Raw genomic sequence first — 5,125 nt, 5'->3', positions numbered from 1 at the left:
AGCCGGGCACGACGATGGTGCCGGCCTGCTCCAGCGCCTCCAGCCCGGCCTCGGCCTGGACCTGGATGCCGCCGGTGGCGCGCAGCGGCCCGGGCTCGGCGGCGCAGACGGTGAAGCGGTACCAGTCGGGGAATTCCGGCCGCGGCAGGCCGAACACCTCGACCGCGACGCCGAACTCGAAGGTGCACAGCCCGTCATAGGCCAGGACGGCGACGGTGAGGTTCGGCGGCGGGTGGGTCATGGGCGATGGGAACGCCATCGCGGCCGGGACGTCAAGGCGCCGGTCATTCGATCCGATCACGGATCTGCTTCTCCGAGTCCCCCCTCCCCTCGCGGGAGGGGGTTAGGGGGAGGGGGTTCCCTCCGCCAGAGCCGGCCGGGGTCTTTTGGAATTTCGAAGCCGATCGCATTCGCGCGCGGACGCGCGCACGCCCCCTCCCCCTGCCCCCCTCCCGCAAGGGGAGGGGGGACTAAGAGAGAGTGGTGAGTCTTTGAGGGCCGTCAGTCTCAGATGTGGATCGCGCGGCCGTCGACGGCGAGGGCGGCTTCCTTGACCGCCTCGCTCAGAGTCGGGTGGGCGTGGCAGGTGCGGGCGATGTCCTCGGCCGAGGCGCCGAACTCCATCGCCAGCACGCATTCGGCGATCAGGATGCCGGCCTCGGCGCCGATGATGTGCACGCCCAGCACCCGATCGGTCTTGGCGTCGGCCAACACCTTGACGAAGCCGTCGGTGGCGTTCATGGCGCGGGCCTTGCCATTGGCCAGGAACGGGAACTTGCCGGCCTTGTAGGCCACGCCGGCCTGCTTCAGCTCCTCTTCGCTGCGGCCGACCGAGGCCACCTCGGGCCAGGTGTAGACCACGCTGGGGATGGCGTCGTAGTTCACATGGCCCGCCTGGCCGGCCAGGATCTCGGCCACGGCCACGCCCTCATCCTCGGCCTTGTGCGCCAGCATCGGGCCGGCGATGACGTCGCCGATGGCGTAGATGCCCTCGACATTGGTGCGGAAGTGCTTGTCGGTCTTGACCCGGCCGCGCTCGTCCAGCTCGACCCCGGCGGCGTCCAGGCCCAGCCCCTCGGTGTAGGGCCGGCGGCCGATCGACAGCAGCACGTAGTCCGCCTCGATCGTCTCCGCGTCGCCGCCCTTGGCCGGCTCGACGGTCAGGGTGACGCCCTTGTCGGTCTTCTGCGCGGCGGTGACCTTGGAGCCCAGCTTGAACGCCATGCCCTGCTTGGTCAGGACGCGCTGCATCTGCTTCGACACCTCGCCGTCATTGGTCGGCAGGATGCGGTCGAGGAACTCCACCACTGTGACCTTGGCGCCGAGGCGGGACCAGACCGAGCCGAGCTCGAGCCCGATGACGCCGCCGCCGATCACCACCAGATGCTTCGGCACCTCCGGCAGCGACAGCGCGCCGGTCGAGGTGACGATGCGCGTCTCGTCGACCTCGACACCCTTCAGCGGCGTCGAGTCGGAGCCGGTGGCGATGACGAAGTTCTTGGCTGTGTATGTCTTGCCCTCGACCTCGATCCGGTCCTTCGCGGTGAAGCGGGCCGCGCCCTTCAGCCGGTCGATCTTGTTCTTCTTGAACAGGAAGTCGACGCCGTCGACATTGGCCTTCACCACCTTGTCCTTGTGGCCCATCATGCCCGGCAGGTCGAGCTCGACCCCCGTAACCTTGATGCCGAAGGCGGCCAGGGAATGGCCGGCCTCCTCGTACCGCTCCGACGCGTGCAGCAGCGCCTTGGACGGGATGCAGCCGATGTTCAGGCAGGTGCCGCCCAGGGTCGGCATCTTCTCGACACAGGCGGTCTTCAGCCCCAGCTGGGCGGCGCGGATGGCGGCGACATAGCCGCCGGGGCCGGCGCCGATCACGATCACGTCATAGGTGGCGGTGGGTTCGGTCATCGCTCGCACTCAGCTTGCGGAAGGGTGGCCGCAAACTGCATGACCCGGCGCCGCGCCGCAACTGCGTTGGGCGGGCGGCTGCCATCCTCGGATGATATGCGGGCCTATGGTCCGGCCGTCGCCCGGCTCACTCCGGCCGGTCGAGCCCGCTGTCCAGCGCCGCGGTCAGCGCCTGGACCTGGCGGTTGAGGGCGTCGAGCTGCGGCAGCGTCAGGCCGGACCGCTGCAGCAGCGATTCGCCCAGGCAGCGGCTGCGGCCGAAGAGATCGCGGCCCGTCCCGGTCAGCCGGACCTGGACCTCGCGCTCATTGCCCGGGCTGCGCCGCCGCTGCACGAGCCCGGCGGCTTCCATCCGCTTCACCAGGGGCGTGATCGTGCTCGATTCGAGGGCGAGGCGGGCGGCGATGGCGCCGATGGTCCGGCCGTCCTCCTCCCCCAGCACGTTCAGCACGAGGTACTGCGGATAGGTGATGCCCATCTCGTCCAGCAGCGGCTTGTAGGTCCGGTTGATGGCGATGTTGGTGCGGTACAGCGTGAAGCAGATCTGCTCGTCGAGCGCGAGCGGACGGTCCTTCGGCAAGGGCATGCGGCACCCTCCTGTTCCTGATGCGCAGCCACATTTATCACGAAAAATGATATCACGCTAAGATGTAGCTGGACGCCAGCGAGGCGATCGGGTACCGATAGATTATCGCGACAATTGATATCGCGATAATCTATGGAGCCGCAGATGGATCTCAGCAAGCACGGGACGGACGGAATTTCGCGCCGGCTGGTCCTGGCGGCAGGAGTCGGACTCGCCGCCGCGGCCGCCCTGCCGCATTCTTCCCTGGCGCAAGCTGCCGCCGCGCCCTCACGCCCACCCTCATCCGGAGACAGCACCATGAGCAGCGGATTGTTCACGACCAAGGACGGCACGACCATCTTCTTCAAGGATTGGGGCCCGCGTGACGCCCAGCCGATCGTGTTCCACCACGGCTGGCCGCTCAGCAGCGACGACTGGGACACCCAGATGCTGTACTTCCTGGGCCAGGGCTTCCGCGTCGTCGCCCATGACCGGCGCGGCCACGGCCGGTCCAGCCAGACCGACACCGGCAACGAGATGGATACCTACGCCGCCGACGCGGCGCAGCTGTTCGAGCATCTCGGACTCAAGGGCGCCGTCCATATCGGCCATTCGACCGGCGGAGGCGAGGTGACGCGCTATGTCGCCAGGCATGGCGGTAACGGCCGGGTGGCCAAGGCAGTGCTGGTCGGCGCCGTGCCGCCGGTGATGGTGAAGTCGGAGAAGAACCCGGGCGGCCTGCCGCTCGAGGTGTTCGACGGCTTCCGTGCCGCGCTCGCCGCCAACCGCGCCCAGTTCTACCGCGACGTTCCAGCCGGGCCGTTCTATGGCTTCAACCGGCCGGGCGCGAAGGTCTCCGAGGGCGTCATCGGCAATTGGTGGCGCCAGGGCATGATCGGCGGCGCCAAGGCCCAGTACGACTGCATCAAGGCGTTCTCGGAGACCGACTTCACCGAGGATCTGAAGGCGATCGAGGTGCCGACGCTGGTGATGCATGGCGACGACGACCAGATCGTGCCGATCGCCGATTCGGCGCTGCTATCGGTCAAGCTGCTGAAGCACGGCACGCTGAAAGTCTATAAGGGCTTCCCGCACGGCATGCTGACCACCCATGCCGACGTGCTGAACCCGGACCTGCTGGCCTTCATCAAGGGCTGAAGTAGAGGCGGCGGGTTCGTCTGACCTGCCGTCAACATGAACCGTCATCGCGAGGCGCGTAGCGCCGTGGCGATCCAGCGGCATCGGCCCCTGGATCGCTACGCCCCTTCGGGGCTCGCGATGACGGTTTGTTTGACGAGGATCTGTCGAACTGGCTCAGCGCGAGGTGCCGCCGGTCGGGCGGCCGCGCATGTAGTGCCGCTCCGGGTGGTAGCGCGGCTTGAACAGCTGGACGATCCAACCCCGGATCACGGTCAACATGCGCTGCGGGCCTCCCTCAGCCCTTGGTCAGTGCGGCGCGGACGGCGGCGAGGCCATCCTGTCCGTCGCGGGTGGTCACGCCGGCCAGCCAGCCGGCGAGAAGGTCGGGGTGAGCCTTGAGGTACTTCGCGGCGGCCGTGCGGCCATCCGCCCCCTCGTCCAGGATCGTCCCCATGATCTGGTTCTCCATGTCGACCGTGAATGTCAGCTGTGACAGCAGCCGGGCGAGATTTGGGCAATTCTTCGACAAGTCTCGCTTCGTCACGGTGTAGACGGTGGCGCGCCCGTAATTCGGGCCGAAATAGGCGTCGCCGCCGCTGAGATAGGCGATCGGGAACTTGGCGTTCATCGGGTGCGGCTCCCAGGCCAGGAAGGCGATCCAGTCCTTCCGCCGCACTGCCCGGTCGACCTGGCTGAGCATGCCCTGCTCGCTCGACTCGACCAGGGTCCAGCCGTCCAGGCCGAAATCCTTGGTGTCGATCATCCGCTGGATGTTCTGGTTCGCCGGCGCCCCAGGCTCGATGCCGTAGATCCTGTGGTCGAACTTGTCGGCATGCTTGGCCAGGTCGGCGAAATCCTTGACCCCGGCCTCGGCGACATAGGCCGGCACCGCCAGGGTGAAGCGGATGCCGTCGAGATTGGGGCGGATCACCTCGATCGCCTTCTCGGCCGTCAGCGGCTCGATGAAGCGGGTCTGCGCCGGCATCCAGTTGCCGAGGAACACGTCGATCTGGCCGTTCTTCAGGCTCTCGAAGGTCACCGGCGGGGCCAGGGTCTCCACCTTCTGGGTGTAGCCCAGCGGCTCCAAGAGCGTGCCGAGCACGCCGTTGGTCGAGGTGATGTCGGTCCAGCCCGGGTCCGACATGCGCACGGTGGCGCAGCTGTCCGGGTCGGCCGCGGCGGCCGGCATGGCCGCCAGCAGCAGCCCGGTCAGGGCAAGGGCGATGAGGCGTGGTCCGCGCATGATGCTGTCTCCCTGTTGTTGTCGTCCCCATGGGGGTTGTTGCCCCGCGTGACGCGCGGGAACCGGGCGGCGGCCTCCAGGTCGTCGAGATCCATGTGGTTGCGGATATATTGCCGGGTCGCGTCCTGCCGCGGCTGCCAGTCCCAGCCATGCAGCGCGCCCCGGCGCAGCGCCGCATCGACGAAGCGGCGCCGCCGCTGGCTTTCCAGCACCTGCTCGCGCAGCCGCGGCAGGTCCCAGCGCGCCGCCACCTCCGCCCGGAAGGCGGC

4 protein-coding genes and 2 pseudogenes are annotated in these 5,125 nt (G+C 68.2%); 1 reads left to right on the top strand and 5 read right to left on the bottom strand.

Going from position 1 to position 5,125, the window contains the following annotated elements; translation table 11 throughout:
• From ftrA to P409_RS26300, 3 genes and pseudogenes are all read right to left on the bottom strand, one after another.
• Nucleotides 1-241: pseudogene (gene ftrA / locus P409_RS26310) on the bottom strand (transcriptional regulator FtrA); the annotation flags it as partial.
• Nucleotides 242-507: 266 nt separating this feature from the next.
• Entirely contained in the window at nt 508-1,908 is a 1,401-nt protein-coding gene (gene lpdA, locus P409_RS26305) for a dihydrolipoyl dehydrogenase (RefSeq protein ID WP_034845399.1), read from the bottom strand.
• Between the two features lie 127 nt (nt 1,909-2,035).
• Nucleotides 2,036-2,494, bottom strand: a complete 459-nt coding sequence (locus P409_RS26300; RefSeq protein ID WP_034845398.1) for a MarR family winged helix-turn-helix transcriptional regulator — start codon at nt 2,492-2,494, stop codon at nt 2,036-2,038.
• Nucleotides 2,495-2,791: 297 nt separating this feature from the next.
• Between P409_RS26300 and P409_RS26295 the strand changes: the two genes are divergently transcribed.
• The gene (locus P409_RS26295) at nt 2,792-3,631 is read left to right on the top strand and encodes an alpha/beta fold hydrolase (protein WP_034845397.1); all 840 of its coding nucleotides are present in this window, start codon (nt 2,792-2,794) and stop codon (nt 3,629-3,631) included.
• A gap of 277 nt (nt 3,632-3,908) precedes the next feature.
• On the opposite strand, the gene P409_RS26290 is transcribed toward P409_RS26295, so the two are convergent.
• Nucleotides 3,909-4,856 (bottom strand): choline ABC transporter substrate-binding protein, encoded by a 948-nt coding sequence (locus P409_RS26290; RefSeq protein WP_034845390.1) that lies wholly within the window; start codon nt 4,854-4,856, stop codon nt 3,909-3,911.
• Nucleotides 4,823-5,125 (bottom strand): annotated as a pseudogene (locus P409_RS26285) (hypothetical protein); the annotation flags it as partial. The gene P409_RS26290 and the pseudogene P409_RS26285, both read right to left, overlap by 34 nt.

It is taken from the genome of Inquilinus limosus MP06 (assembly GCF_000767795.1).
Classification (GTDB): Bacteria; Pseudomonadota; Alphaproteobacteria; order DSM-16000; family Inquilinaceae; genus Inquilinus; species Inquilinus limosus_E.
This window is presented reverse-complemented; position numbering and strand designations above follow the sequence as displayed.